Genomic DNA, 13,993 nt, shown 5'->3' on the forward strand with positions numbered 1-13,993 from the left:
GTTTGTCCGGCTGCAGCGGCTCTGTTCTTTTTTAGTATAAGAAAAACATGCTGCTTTAGAGCTTAATCGACCCGCACAACCACCTTATTGTCAAGTACTGCAAAGTAGAATCAGAACCTCCAGGGCTGGGTTCATCCGTCAGCTTTTTTCACTGAAAGGCCCTCCTCTAGGTACTTGGTCATGTTTTTATAAGTATTTCCTGACCGTTACTCTTGTGATAGCTATAGGTTTCATTATTATTTTACTTCTATGTTCTTAAAATAGGAATAGCTACCTCATAGTTTTTATTTCAAAGTTCATTTTCAAAATCGATGTCTACTTTGCGTTTAGCGGTAGAACATTTCTTTCTGACCATGTAAAAGTACCTTATCACAAGGCTAAGGGTATGGTGAAATTTAGTTTCTGTAATAGGCAGGAGCAAAGTTTTCGGTGTTGATTTTGGCTTATACTGGAGCCTGCATTAGCAGGTGTTTCGATTAAATTTTTTTGCTACCTGGTTTTGTGTGTCATCAATCTGCTATGTTTCAGGAAAATATTAGATTAAATGCGAATACTAATTAGTTTTGTGAAACACATATCTTCTTGCATCTAGTTAAATATAAATGAGTTCTAACTACTATATCAAAAGAGACGTTTTCTTTCAGAAACTGAGGTTTATCTTCTTACTGGCCTTACTATCAATAGCGACAACTTCTTTTGCGCAGGTAAGGGTGGTAACAGAGCTGCGCGACAACTGGAAATTCCGGAAAGGTCAAGATGAGGCAGCTTACCAAAAAGAGTTTAATGACAAGAGCTGGCAAACGGTTACAGTGCCACACGACTGGGCCATATATGGACCTTTCAGTAAGGAAGTAGATAAGCAGGAAGTAGCCATTGTGCAGAACAACGAAAAGGTAGCCACCGAGAAAACCGGTAGAACCGGGGCGCTTCCTTACATTGGCGAAGGCTGGTACAGAAATACATTTACGCTGCCACATTATAAGCCGGGGCAAAAAGTGATACTGCTTTTCGAGGGGGCCATGAGCGAGCCAAAAGTATATCTGAACGGCGAAAAGGTGGGGGAATGGAATTTTGGGTACAATTACTTTTACTTCGATGTAAGCGAGCATATAGTAGCCAGTAAGCCAAATACACTGGCAGTTCAATTGTCGAACAAAGGCTTATCGTCGAGGTGGTACCCCGGGGCTGGTTTGTACCGCAAGGTGCAGGTTATCGTTAAGAACCAGGAGAGCATAGACCAGTGGGGCACGTTTATCACCACACCCTTTGTCTCTGCCGGTCTGGCTAAAGTGAACATCAAAACGAAAGTATCCGGAGAGAATATACGGCTAGTTACTTCTATTGTAGATGCAGCAGGAGAAACGGTTGCAACAGACGAAACACAGACTATTTTTGCCAACGAATTTGAGCAAAACATAGGTGTAAAAAACCCGAAGCTCTGGAGCCCCGAATCACCGAACCTTTATACGGCCGTAACCCGCCTGTATATAGGCAACGAGCTGAAGGATGAAATAACCACCCGCTTTGGCATCCGCGCCATCAGTTACCAGGCAGGCGTTGGATTTAGCTTGAACGGAGAAGTGCGCAAGTTCAAAGGTGTATGCTTGCACCACGACCTGGGCCCGCTGGGTGCTGCGGTTAACAAGGCGGCGTTGCGCAGGCAATTGCAGATACTGAAAGACATGGGCTGCGACGCCATCAGGAGTTCCCATAACATGCCCTCTATAGAGCAACTGGAGCTGTGTGATGAGTTGGGCTTTATGTTTCTGGCAGAATCGTTTGACGAGTGGGAAAAGCCAAAAGTTAAAAATGGTTATAACCGTTTTTTCCAGACCGATGCCGAGAAAGATATTGTGAACCTGGTGCATGCCACCCGCAACCACCCCTGTATTGTGATGTGGAGCTCCGGCAACGAGGTACCCGACCAGCATGGTGCTGAGGGTGTAAAACATGCCAAGCGCCTGCAGGAAATATTTCGTAGGGAAGACCCCACGCGCCCCGTAACTGTTGGTATGGATCAGGTGAAAGCTACCATGGCCTCCGGGTTTGGTGCCGTACTGGATGTGCCTGGCCTGAATTACCGCACGCATTTATACGAGGATGCTTTTAAAGCTTTTCCGCAAGGCTTCATCCTTGGTTCAGAAACGGCTTCTACTGTTAGCTCAAGAGGCGTATACAAGTTCCCGGTAGAGAAAGGTCCTGAAAAAACATATCCTGACGGGCAGTCTTCTTCTTACGACCTTGAATACTGCAACTGGTCAAATATACCGGAAGACGATTTTATACTGCAGGACACCAAGCCCTGGGTTATCGGGCAATTTGTATGGACTGGCTTCGATTATCTGGGAGAACCAACACCCTACGACAACTTCTGGCCTTCGCGCAGCTCTTACTTCGGCATAAACGACCTGGCCGGGCTGCCTAAAGATCGGTATTTTTTGTACAGGAGCCAGTGGAACGCACAGGATCAGACGCTGCATATGCTCCCGCACTGGAATTGGGCCGGCAGGGAAGGACAGGTAACCCCCATCTTTGTATACACTAACCACGATAGCGCAGAGCTTTTTATAAACGGCAAAAGCATGGGCGTGCAACGCAAAAACAACGCAAGCCCGCTGCACCGCTACCGCCTGATGTGGATGGATGTGAAATATGAACCTGGTACAGTACGCGTAGTCGCTTTTGATAAAGATGGCAAACCAGCAACTGAAAAAACGATGGTAACAGCCGGGAAGCCCCACAAGCTGGTGCTGGAGTCGGACCGCAAAATTATAACTGCCGACGGACAGGATATTTCTTTTGTTACCGTGTCGGTGGTTGATGAAAAAGGAAATCCTTACCCGCTGTCAAACGACCAGTTAACCTTTAGTGTAAGCGGTAACGGGAAATACCTGGCAGCCTGCAACGGAGACGCTACCTCGCTCGAACAGTTTCACCTGCCCACCATGAAGTTGTTCAGTGGCAAACTCGTGGTGCTGGTGCAGTCTACCACAAAACCTGGCAATATTAAGTTATCTGTAAAAGGCAAAAACTTAAAGGCTGCCGAACTTCTGTTGCAATCCAGGTGAAGAAGATGAGATGGTTGGCCTAATAGCTGGTTAATTTTACCACCTAAGAACAGGCAAGAAAGTTTTGTCATATTAATTACCGGCATGTCAGTGTAAGTTTCTAAATTATTCGAATGAAACCAGCCTCCAAAAGGTTTTTCGTCAGTTTTTTGCCAAGGGTCTAGCCGACATGCTTTAGATAAAAATACTTGCTGCCATACGTTTCCACATTTAGTCAAACCTCTTTACACTGTTAAGTAGGAGGGTGTCATTACTGCTTGGTAAGTAATAATGGGACCCTCCTATATAAGTATGGCTGCTGATTTAGCTGATATTTAGCCTTATAACCTCAATTTCTGATTTGTATTTTAGGGCAGCAGCGAGTTTAGCTTTTGAACCTATGCGCTTGGTAAATGCCTTTACTGCAATAAAGTAAGTTTAAGAAGTAACAGGCATGATTTGCCAAAATACCCCCTTCAATTACAAATTTCCCCCACCTCCCAAAAGATGCGATCAAGTATATTTGTCTAACAAATGTTTAGTAGTTATAATAATAGCTGCCAAAGAGAGACGATCGCATAATCTTTAAAGTGTTTTTTTTACATTTATGCACTTTCTTCTATTATATTTGATTGTATCTCATTGCCTACAATTTGCTAGCAGTAGCTTTAAAATTAGATGCCCTATGTTTCTCAGAAAAGAAAAAGTAAAAAAGTACATCAGCTTTTGCCTCATGCTGGGCTTGTTGTCATCGGCTTGTTCCACCCTCAAAACCGACAGCTCCGATAAGAGAAGCAATGCCACAACGGCAGGTGTGCCGGAGGAAAAATATTCAGCTTACCTGTTTACTTACTTTACCGGAAATAGCAAAGCCGAAGAGGCCATACGGTTTGCTATCAGCAACGATGGCTACAACTACAGGGCGCTCAATAATAACAAACCGGTAATCAAGTCAGAGGATATCAGTTCTACCGGGGGGGTGCGCGACCCGCACATTCTGCGTGGCGCCGATGGCAAAACGTTTTACATGGTGGTTACCGACATGGTGTCGGCTAATGGCTGGAGCTCGAACAGAGCCATGGTGCTGCTCAAGTCAAACGACCTCGTAAACTGGACTTCCAGTGTGGTCAATATCCAGAATAGATTTTCTGGTAACGAGGACCTGCTGCGGGTGTGGGCGCCACAAACTATTTATGACCCCGAGGCAAAGAAATATATGGTGTATTTCTCTATGAAACACGGCAACGACCCGGATAAAATCTACTACGCCTACACCAACAAAGACTTTACTGACCTGGAGTCGGAGCCGAAGCAGCTCTTTTTCAGCCCGACCAACAACGCAGCCATCGACGGCGACATTATCTACAAAGATGGTAAATACCACATGTTCTTTAAAACCGAAGATGCCGGCTCTGGCCTGAAAGTAGCCGTGTCGGATAAACTGACAGAAGGCTATGTACTACGCGATAAGTTTGTGCAGCAGACAAAAGATCCGGTAGAAGGATCGGGTGTGTTTAAGCTCAACAATGGCGAAGGCTACATCCTGATGTACGATGTGTATACCAAAGGGAAGTACCAGTTTACGAAAACCAAAGATCTGGAAAACTTTGAGGTGGTAGACGATGCCATCAGCATGAATTTCCATCCGCGCCACGGTACAGTATTGCCTATAACTGCCAAAGAGGCCGAAGCGCTGGTGAGCAAATGGGGCACCATAGATGAAGCCGCCTTAGCGCCACAGGCAGAGGCTATTAAAAAAATAAATGTAGTGGTAGATACAGCAGCTAAAAAGGTATACCTGCCTGTAAAACCAGGAACAGATGTAAAAGCCTTCGATCCGGATTTCAGCGCGATGCCCGGTATTACTGTTTCGCCCAAAGGCGCGCAGAACTTTGCCGCCGGACCAGTAACCTATAATGTTACTATAGCAGGTAAAGCTCCACAAGCCTACCAGGCCATTGTGAAAAATGACCACAACCCGGTATTGGCTGGCCTGTATGCCGACCCCGATATTATTTATTCTGAAAAAACAGGCAAGTTCTACATTTACCCCACCAGCGATGGCTTTACCGGCTGGGCTGGTACGTATTTTAAAGCCTTTTCTTCTCCTGACCTGGTAAACTGGAAAGACGAAGGCGTGATACTGGACCTGAACAAAGATGTGAGCTGGGCCGACCGAAATGCCTGGGCTCCCTGCATTATCGAGAAGAAAGTAAACGGTGCCTACAAATACTATTACTACTTTACAGCAGCACAAAAAATAGGTGTGGCAGTAGCCGATAACCCTACTGGACCATTTGTAGATTCCGGCAAACCTCTAATTGATAAGTTTCCGGAAGGTGTTACCCGCGGGCAGCAGATTGACCCCGACGTATTTACTGACCCTAAGACCGGAAAGAGCTACCTCTACTGGGGCAACGGCTATATGGCTGCCGCAGAGTTAAACACCGATATGGTATCGCTCAAGCCAGGTACAACCAAAATTCTGACACCAGTGAGGTCTTATAACGAGGGTACGCATGTGTTCTACCGAAACGGCAAGTACTATTTTATGTGGTCAGAAAACGACACCCGCGACGAAAATTACCAGGTGCGTTACGGTACCTCCAACTCCCCAACCGGAAAAATAAGCGTGCCGGAGAATAACCTGGTGCTGGTAAAAGATACAACTTCCGGTATTTTAGGCACCGGGCATCATTCTACTATTCAATTACCAGGTACAGATACGTGGTATATCGTGTATCACCGCTTCAACTATCCGAAAGGTGCTGCTATGGGAGAGGCTGCCGGCTACAATCGCGAGGTCAGCATCGATAAAATGGAGTTTAACCCGGATGGCACCATAAAGCCGGTAAAACCGACTCATGAAGGCATAAAGCCTGTCAGCTTAAATAAGTAACCAGGTTTTTACCCTTACAAAGATGAGCATCACGAAGAAACTACTCTGGATAACTTTGCTGGCGCTGCTATTGGTGCCAGCAACAGGTAATGCTCAAAAAAAGGCTAAGTTGCCCATAACAAATCAACAACTCCAAAAACTAATAAAAATGCTTCCAGATGGGCCATTGTAGTGCCTTTTACAGCATTTTTAATATGGTGAAGCTCCTAAGCTTAGCACCCAAAAAAGCTGTTCTTGCTATAGTTTGCTCTCATTAATGCCATTAGACTGAAAAAAAAATTAAAAGTTATGTGTCAATTATATAAATTTCCTATATTTGTCTAGTTATTTGATAGAGTTAATAGTAATATAAGGCTTAGTTGATTCTTTTATAGCTCTGGTTGTTAAATGCATAACAAATAATAATATGAAACATCTTTATTTTATCTCACTTCCAGTCACCTTTACCTTAGCGGCGAGTTCTGCTTCTAGCTTAGGTCGTTTAAGCAACATCGCCTGCTGTTGTTGCTAATTCTATTTGCAGTTGAGGCTGCATTATAATCCTTCCTTTCAATAAATAATGGCTTTTTCAGCATCTGGTACATGATGAAAAGAGACATGGTTTTCCTGTTGCTTCCACCTTTCAGAACCTGAGAGGCAGGCAGAGATTTAATATAATAGCATATAGTAAGCAACCGGTGTAAGCTGGGATGCCAGGATATGTTATGTCAATAAAAAGCTTTCCCGGCTTATGGCGCCTCTGGTACAGGCACCGGCCGGGAAAGCAGCTAGAAAAATACTAACACACAAATTTAATGATTAAGAAGAATTTACTGCATAAAAGTAGTAGGCTTTTGCTATTGCTGGCAGCGTATGGGCTGTCGTATCCTATACAGGCTGCTCCCCGCATTGCGTCTGACAATTCAGAAAGACGAATCTTAGAAAATAATTTTTTAAACTCACAACCGCAGCAAACGTCCATAACAGGTAGAGTTACGTCTCAGGAAGGAGAACCTCTGCCGGGTGTAACAGTTGTTCTTAAAGGGACTTCATTTGGATCCATAACAGATTTAGATGGCAATTTTAGCCTGAGTGCTTCCTTACAAGCCAACAATGTACTTGTCTTTTCTTTTGTGGGTTATCAGCCCAAAGAGGTGCCTTACAAAGCAGGGCAGCGGCTACAGGTTGTGCTTACAGAAGATGCCAAGTCGCTTAGTGAGGTAGTGGTAGTAGGGTATGGCACGCAGAAGAAAAGCGACCTGACCGGTTCGGTGGGTACGGTGTCAAAAGAACTAATTGAGCAGCAGCCAGTAAGCTCTATCGACAGAGCATTGCAAGGGGCAGCAGCAGGTGTGCAGGTAACGCAAACATCGGGGCAGCCCGGTGGCGGTGTCAGTATTCGTATTCGGGGAGGAGGTTCTATTCAGGGAGGCAATGAGCCACTGTATGTTATAGATGGATTCCCGTTGTATAATAATGCGGCCAGTGCAGGTGTTACCAGTGGCGCAGATGTTAACCCCCTGGCTAGTATAAACCCCAGTGACATAGAGTCGATGCATATACTGAAAGATGCCTCTGCTACCGCTATTTATGGTTCTCGTGGGGCGAATGGGGTTATCATTATTACAACTAAAAAAGGTGCGGCAGGTACGAGCATAGTGAGTTATGAAGGAAGTTATGGCTTGCAAGCCCTGCGGCAAAAAATTGATTTACTGAACGCAAGTGAGTTTGCCCAGCTTCGCAACGAAGCATTGCAAGATAGAAACCCGGCTGGTGGTCCTTATCAGTATTTAGCCCCTGCTGAAATTGCCGCTTTGGGTACAGGAACGGATTGGCAGGATGCGGCTTTTCATCAGTCCCCTATCCAGAACCATCAAATCTCGATATCCGGTGGAAACGAAAAAACTCGTTATGCCCTTACAGGAGGATATTTCGGACAAGATGGTATTATCAGGAATACGGACTTCAAGCGGTTAAGCGCCAGAATTAACCTCGATTCTAAAATTACCGATAAGTTCAATGTGGGGCTGAATCTTACCGGGAGCAGAACAGATGCTAACTTAGCTCCCTCCGGTATCGTGAGTTCTTTGCTTACAATGCCTCCTACCGCTACCATTTATGAAGCAGATGGAAACTATACTTTTCGGAATCCCTTTGAAAACCTTATTACTAATCCCATAGCATCATTGTTTGAGCAGACAAACAAAACAAATACCTTGCGGGTTCTCAGCACGATTTATGGCGAATACACACTGTTAGATGGACTCGTTGCTAAAGTATCTTTCGGAACAGATATTACTACTACAAAAGATGAAAGTTACATTCCGAGAACGTTGTATGAGGGAATTGCTGTAAACGGGCAGGCCGCAATAGGTCAGTTAAACTCCTATTCCTGGTTAAACGAAAATACCTTAACCTATAGAAAGGAATCCGGCAAACATTCGCTTAATGCGTTATTAGGTTTTACCCAACAGGAATTTTCTAATGATGTTTTCAGGGCTGGCTCTCAACAGTTCGTGTCAGATGACCTTACCTACAACAGTCTTCAAGGAGGTGCCACTCCTACAGTTCCTTACTCTGATGCTTACTCCTGGTCCTTAATATCGTATCTGGGCAGATTGAACTATTTCTTCGATCAGCGTTACTTTTTTACAGCTAGTTTAAGGGCAGACGGTTCCTCTAGGTTTGGGAAGAACAACAAGTGGGGCTATTTCCCGTCTGTTGCTTTTGCCTGGAAAATTAGCAACGAGAACTTCTTTACGAATGTAAATCTTCCCATCACCGATTTTAAGTTCAGGACAAGCTTTGGTGCCACCGGTAACCAGGAAATAGGCATGTACCAGTCCCTGTCGACCTTAAGCAGCGTGCGGGTGCTGCTGGGAGAACAGATAACCACTGGCTTCAGACCCGACAGAATCGCAAACGACAACCTGGGCTGGGAAACAACTTACCAGTTTGACTCCGGAATTGACCTGGGGCTGTTCGAGAACAGGCTCCTGCTGACAGTGGATGGCTACTATAAGAAAACAGTCGATCTGCTGCTCAACGTGCAGATTCCGTGGACATCCGGGCACTCTTCTTCGCTTCAGAACTTTGGCGCTGTAGAAAACCGCGGGCTAGAGTTCGGGATTAATACAGTTAACATTGATAATGGCGCTCTTACCTGGAACTCCAGCCTCAACCTGGCCTTTAATCGGAACAAAGTATTGAAAATAGGAGATGGTCAAGAGGATTTTATCATTAGTGGAGACTACATCATAAAAGTTGGCGAACCTTTAGGCTCTTTTTATGGCTCTGTAACAGATGGCGTTTTGCAGCCGGGCGAAGTTGCTGAAAAGGGAAATCTAACTGGTAAATCTTCACCAAAAGCCGGGGACAGGCTCTACAAAGATGTCGATAATAATGGTACCTTCTCTAATGCTGCAGATAGAGCTATTATTGGCAATGCCCAACCTGACTACTTTTTTGGATTAACAAATAATATTGCCTGGAAAGGATTGGATTTGTCTGTTTTCTTGCAGGGGTCTGTTGGAAACCAGATTGTTAATAAAAACAGGCAAAGTCTTGAGCTCTTTACTGGTTTGCAGAATGCAGCTGGTTCTGCTCGGGATAGATGGTCTCCTTCTAACACTGATACAGATATTCCGAGAGCATCCTCTGACCCATCCAATATCTTTTCTAACCGGTTTGTTGAAGACGGTTCCTATATACGGCTCAAAAATATTACACTGGGTTACACACTGCCTGTTGCCCTTACCAAATGGGCACGTGTATCGAATGCACGTCTGTTTATAACAGGCCAAAACCTCCTTACCTGGACAAGCTATACAGGCTACGACCCCGAAGTAACATCTACTAACAACACGGTTTCTCAAGGTACAGACCAAGGTGTTTACCCCGTGGCAAAAACAGTTACAACCGGAGTAAAAGTTACCTTCTAGAAGAATTTAGTAAAATTTAAAGCCAGTATGATACATGAAAAAATTAACATATATTCTGTTGCTATTCTCTTTTTCTTGCACAAACCTTGAAGAAGTTCCACCTTCTAATTTAACTACTGAGCAATTTTATAAAAACGAGAAAGATGCATTAGCTGCTGTAAATGCTATTTATCACCGCATGTTTACCGAACAGTTAGTGCTTTTTAACCGGCAGCTCATGATGTTAGAAATGGCCACTGACGATGTTACAGCCGGTCCCCGTACCAGAAGCGCCCAGGTGGTGGATATGTCGAAGCTCCAACACGTGCCTAACAACACAGCCGTTGAATGGACCTGGCAATATACCTACGAAGCCATAAACAGGGCAAATATTGCGGTTGACAGGATAGAGGCATTAGGTGAAGACGTAATTAACAGTGAGCTTAAAACGAGGTTGGTGAACGAAGCCAAATTATTGAGGGCCTGGAATTATTTTAACCTTGTCAGGTGGTTTGGTCCTGTTCCTCTTATACTGCACGAAACTACGTCGCTTACAAACGAAGCCTTGCAAGTGCAACAAGCTTCGGAAGAAGTGCTCTATAACCAGATAATTCTTGACCTCACATCGGCTGAGAGTCTGCCGGCACCTGGTACTTACGCTACAGCCGATGCAGGCAGGGTAACAGCTGGTGCTGCCAAAACTCTTCTGGCCAAGGTATACCTTACCAGAAAGGAATGGGGTAAGGCGGCAGACAAGCTAAAAGAGGTAATTGATTTAGGATGGTATAGTTTGTTCGATAATTTTGCTGATGTGTATAATGTAGCCACAAAGAATGGCAAGGAACACATCTTCTCCATCCAGTTTAATGGCGACCCTTCTATTGTCAATCACCTGGCCATGTTTTCGCTGCCATTCGAGTTTAATGGCGAATACGTAGATGCCCCCCATTTGCCAGGCCAGCTTTATGAAAGTTACGACCTGCAGGACGAAAGAAGGAATTTAACACTGGCTAAACAGTTGTATAATCCGCAGACAGGGCAAACCGTAAATCTGCAGCACCTGACCTATGTCAAGTTTTTTGATTCTTCCAAAGCGTTAGCGCCCCAGCAATCTGCCAAAAATATACCGCTTTTCAGGTATGCCGATATTCTGCTGATGTATGCAGAAGCTTTAAATGAACTTAACGGACCTACGCAGGAGGCTTATCATCCTATCAACCTGGTAAGGCAGCGGGCCCATATTCCGTTGCTTCAGGAGGTAAGCCTCAATTTAACGAAGGAGCAGTTCCGGGATGCGGTATTTCTGGAGAGGCGGAAGGAACTGGCACTGGAATACCACCGCTGGTTTGACCTGGCCAGAAGAGGTCCGGAAGAGTATGTGAAAGCACTACATGCAGCTGGTAAAACAAATGCAGCGCCACGCCATGTGCATTTTCCTGTTCCGCAACGCGAACTGCAGCTAAACTTAAACCTCCGGCAGCATCCTGACTGGGTAGGGTTCTGATTAGTCTATTTTTCATTGTAAACGAAACGCGATATATGATATTTCAAGGAAAATTACTGGCGCATGCACTTGCCGTGCTCCTGTTGGCCAACTCTGTTGCCGATACCACGGCACAAAAGCGAAACGAAAAACCAAATATCGTCTTGATAATGGTAGATGATATGGGTTATTCTGACTTAGGCAGTTATGGCTCCGAAATTTCCACCCCTAATCTGGACAAACTGGCTTCGGAAGGAACACGGTTCAGAGAATTCTATAACAATTCGATCTGTGCTCCTACACGCGCATCGCTGCTTACAGGCCAGTATCAGCATAAGGCTGGTGTGGGTTATTTTGATGTGAACCTAGGATTGCCAGCCTACCAGGGCTACCTGAACCGGGAGTCGCTTACCCTGGCAGAAGTGTTGCAGGCTAATGGTTACAGCACCCTGATGGCAGGAAAGTGGCATGTTGGTAAAGACAGCCTTGCCTGGCCAAACCAACGTGGGTTCGAGCAGTTTTATGGCTTTATTCCTGGTGCAAGCAACTACTTCGACATAGGTGAATATGGAACTGCTCCACCGGTTGTGCTGGTAAAAAATAACCAAAAAGAACATCTGAAACCAGGTGAGTACTTAACCAATACCATAACAGATAATGCGCTGGCATTTTTAGAGCAACAGAATAAACATAAAAAGCCATTCTTTTTATACCTCGCTTACAATGCTCCTCACTGGCCTTTGCAGGCATTACCGGAAGATATTGCCAAATACAAAGGCCGCTATAACATAGGCTGGGACTCTTTGCGGGAAGAGCGTCTGTCTCGCCAGGCAGCTTTAGGCCTGCTGCCCCCGAACCAGACAATAGCAGCAAGAGACCCGGAAGTGCCGCTCTGGGAAAACCTGAACTACGACACAAAACAACTCTGGCAAGCCAAAATGGAAGTGTATGCGGCCATGGTCGATCGGGTAGACCAGAATGTAGGCAGGGTCTTACATAAACTGAAGGATTTGGGGAAAGCTGAAAACACACTCATAGTGTTTATATCGGACAACGGGGCGCAGGGCGGCTATGTAAACCCTTTAAGAAGAGGGAGCAGCCGAAACTCCGGCCCTATCGGTACGCCAGGTTCTTACGATTACCAGGAGCAAAGCTGGGCCTATGTGTCTAATACTCCTCTTCGCCAGTACAAGAACAATATGCACGAAGGAGGATTCAGAACACCATTTATTGCCTGGTTTCCGGGTAAAATAAAGCCGGGCTCGCTAGTGAAAGGAACAGGCCATTTAATTGACCTGGCCCCAACCTTTTATGAATTGGCCGGTGCAAAATATCCTGCCACATACAAGGGAGCTACTGCACATCCTTTGGCTGGTAAAAGTCTGTTGCCAGTGCTATACGGCAGGGCAGAGGAAGTAAACAGAGGAGAACCCATATTTTGGGAACGAGCAGGAAACAGAGCTGCCAGAGAGGGCCAATGGAAAATTGTGTCTGACTACCCCGGCTACACCTGGGAGCTGTACAACCTGGATAATGACTTGGGCGAAACCAGAGACCTGGCAAGCCAGCATCCTGACATTGTGAACTCGTTAGCTGCTAAGTATTTTAAGTGGGCAGAGCGAACCGGAGTAGTAGATTACGACAAGATTAAAAGAAACGGAAACGCTGCTCCAGCCGAAGCTCCCAGAACACCAACTACGGCCCGGTCTGCCCCCCAACGAACCAACTGATTTAAGAATACTTGCTGATGGCGTTAAATGTAAAGCATATGAAAAGCCTTTCAAAAAAGGCTATAGCAGTATACAGCTCTATGGTGGTTGGCATATTTGCCGTGAGTAGCCTGGTAGCAGCTCCTTTCTTTATGTCAAAGGCTAATCCTGATAAGGCGCTTTATCCGGAAATGGCTTTGATTCCGGGAGGGATGCTCGAAACAGAAAATTCGGCCAGAGAGCGAACCAAAGAAAGAATAGCTCCTTTTTACCTAGACAAAAACCTGGTTACAGTGGCTGAATTCGATGCTTTTGTAAAGGCAACCGGCTACACCACAGAGGCAGAAAAATTCGGAAATTCGGGCGTGTTTAATTTTCAGAAGCACGGCTGGGATATAGAAGAAGGTGCCAATTACCTCTATCCTTTCGGTAAGGACAAACCAGCTGCGCAGCCAGACCACCCCGTTACACAGGTCTCCTGGAACGATGCCAGAGCCTATGCAGCCTGGAGAGGCAAAAGGCTTCCTACCCAGTGGGAGTGGGAGTGGGCAGCCATGAATGGGCAACAGTCGGAGCAGGTATACACCTGGGGTAACCAGCTTATGGAGGGCGGCAAGTACAAAGCTAATACCTGGCAAGGAGCCTTTCCGGCTTACAATACCTTACAAGATGGCTATGAAGCTACCTCGCCGGTTGGTGCCTTTGGCGAAAATAAGATGGGGCTAACCGATATGGGGGGCAATGTTTGGCAATGGTGCCACGACGATGTTGCGCCAAACCAGGCCGACGCCAGCTTAGATCCGGGCATAAGAAAAGTATTGCGTGGCGGCTCCTTCCTTTGCGACCCTGGTGTGTGCCATGGTTACCAGATAAAGGGGCGAGCCTCTTCTACTCCCGAATCAGCTATGGTGCATATAGGCTTCAGATGTGCAAAAGATATTAACCAAGATTAAACA

Annotated in this window: 7 protein-coding genes; all 7 read left to right on the forward strand. The window is 45.6% G+C overall.

From position 1 onward, the window contains the following. Window positions 1-602 precede the first annotated feature (602 nt). The 7 genes from FVR03_RS06345 (at window position 603) to FVR03_RS06370 (ending at window position 13,990) form a co-directional block, all read left to right on the forward strand. Window positions 603-3,068: a DUF4982 domain-containing protein gene (locus tag FVR03_RS06345; protein WP_147920897.1), complete on the forward strand. Its 2,466-nt coding sequence runs from the start codon at window positions 603-605 to the stop codon at window positions 3,066-3,068. A gap of 664 nt (window positions 3,069-3,732) precedes the next feature. Further along, on the forward strand, window positions 3,733-5,946 hold the full coding sequence (locus FVR03_RS06350; RefSeq protein WP_147920898.1) for a glycoside hydrolase family 43 protein: 2,214 nt from the start codon (window positions 3,733-3,735) through the stop codon (window positions 5,944-5,946). A gap of 22 nt (window positions 5,947-5,968) precedes the next feature. Beyond that, window positions 5,969-6,118, forward strand: coding sequence for a hypothetical protein (locus FVR03_RS24315; RefSeq protein WP_187270064.1), 150 nt, complete (start codon window positions 5,969-5,971; stop codon window positions 6,116-6,118). A 622-nt stretch (window positions 6,119-6,740) separates the two neighbouring features. After that, the gene (locus FVR03_RS06355) at window positions 6,741-9,866 is read left to right on the forward strand and encodes a SusC/RagA family TonB-linked outer membrane protein (RefSeq protein WP_147920899.1); all 3,126 of its coding nucleotides are present in this window, start codon (window positions 6,741-6,743) and stop codon (window positions 9,864-9,866) included. Between the two features lie 34 nt (window positions 9,867-9,900). Then, window positions 9,901-11,349, forward strand: a complete 1,449-nt coding sequence (locus tag FVR03_RS06360) for a RagB/SusD family nutrient uptake outer membrane protein (RefSeq protein WP_147920900.1) — start codon at window positions 9,901-9,903, stop codon at window positions 11,347-11,349. 35 nt (window positions 11,350-11,384) lie between these two features. Continuing rightward, a complete protein-coding gene (locus tag FVR03_RS06365) occupies window positions 11,385-13,058 on the forward strand; it encodes an arylsulfatase (protein ID WP_147920901.1) in 1,674 nt (557 codons plus the stop codon). Window positions 13,059-13,096: 38 nt separating this feature from the next. Continuing rightward, window positions 13,097-13,990, forward strand: a complete 894-nt coding sequence (locus tag FVR03_RS06370; RefSeq protein ID WP_187270065.1) for a formylglycine-generating enzyme family protein — start codon at window positions 13,097-13,099, stop codon at window positions 13,988-13,990. Window positions 13,991-13,993 lie beyond the last annotated feature (3 nt).

Origin of the sequence: Pontibacter qinzhouensis, assembly GCF_008017455.1 — a bacterium.
Taxonomy (GTDB): domain Bacteria; phylum Bacteroidota; class Bacteroidia; order Cytophagales; family Hymenobacteraceae; genus Pontibacter; species Pontibacter qinzhouensis.